This is a genomic window from Pseudomonas gingeri (assembly GCF_013385425.1).
In the GTDB taxonomy this organism is placed as follows: Bacteria; Pseudomonadota; Gammaproteobacteria; order Pseudomonadales; family Pseudomonadaceae; genus Aquipseudomonas; species Aquipseudomonas gingeri_D.
Map to the genome: position 1 here is coordinate 1 of NZ_JACAQA010000060.1, position 998 is coordinate 998.

Sequence of the window (998 nt, forward strand, 5' to 3'; positions counted from 1 at the left end):
TGGGGTTTATGGGGCGCTTACGAACCACTTGATCAGGTGTCAGCGATGCGCAGCCGGTGCTGAGCAGCAGCGACATCAGCATGAAACTGGGCATTGTCAGTCTGAGAGCTGCTGTACGGCCTGCTGAGCAAATCGTTTTGGGCGAGGGCATCGGATTTTTCCTGTGAGGCTTTGGCATCGATAGCGGCCACGGCTTGCTCGGCGGCCTGTTGTTTTTCCACTGCCTGGCGCGCCTGCGCGGCACCAGCGGTGACTATTCTGGTCAAGTCGGCTTGGTAGGCATCGTCCTGGCTTGCCAGCCTCTTGCCGTAGGCATTGGCCTGCCACTGCCACTGCCATGCACCTGCCGCCCCCGCGCCGATCAGTGCCAGTGCGAGCACCAGGTATCCCAGCAGCTTTGCGACTTGTGCGTTCATGCTAGTACCTGCTGTGCGGTTGCATACAGGGCCTAGCGGTCAGCAGCGCCGTTGGGAGATAGCGTCGAAGCTGCCTGCGTCGGCCAGGGTGTTGAGCCCATTGGTCGCCCAGTACCAGGCTGCCGACAATGCCGCGTACTGCGGCTTGGCCAGAAGGTCCGGGTTGCCGATCAGGTCCACACCCACGGCATCGCCGCACGCCTGGTAGTTCGCCCGGCCGGTGATCTGAATCAGGCCACGCCCGCGGTAGTTCCAGCCGTCGCCCGACTGGGTGTTTCCCAGGTGCTTCAGTCCCCATGACCTGCCATAGATGCAATTGGCAATAGCCTGCGAATTCGCTCGCTGAGCAGTCGTGTACCCATAGCTGTTGGCATCGTCAACGCTGATGCGATCCCGACTGAAAAGTGAGATCAGCGCGGCGGCTGAATAGTAGGTGCTCTCCACGACCTTATTGAGCTTGCCGGACTCGTGCCCGATCTGCGCCAGGAGCGCAGCGACTCGCTGAGTGCCAACGATCTGAAACTGCTGTGTGGCTGTGTTGAGCATAGGAACAAAAACGCCGTAAGCGCGCCATGAAACCCA

General features: G+C 60.7%; 2 protein-coding genes. Both read right to left on the minus strand.

The window, feature by feature from the left end:
* Positions 1 to 32 precede the first annotated feature (32 nt).
* On the minus strand, positions 33 to 416 hold the full coding sequence (locus HX830_RS31750; RefSeq protein ID WP_177104787.1) for a hypothetical protein: 384 nt from the start codon (positions 414 to 416) through the stop codon (positions 33 to 35).
* A 39-nt stretch (positions 417 to 455) separates the two neighbouring features.
* Entirely contained in the window at positions 456 to 962 is a 507-nt protein-coding gene (locus HX830_RS31755; RefSeq protein ID WP_371317560.1) for a glycoside hydrolase family 19 protein, read from the minus strand.
* Between the last annotated feature and the right edge of the window lie 36 nt (positions 963 to 998).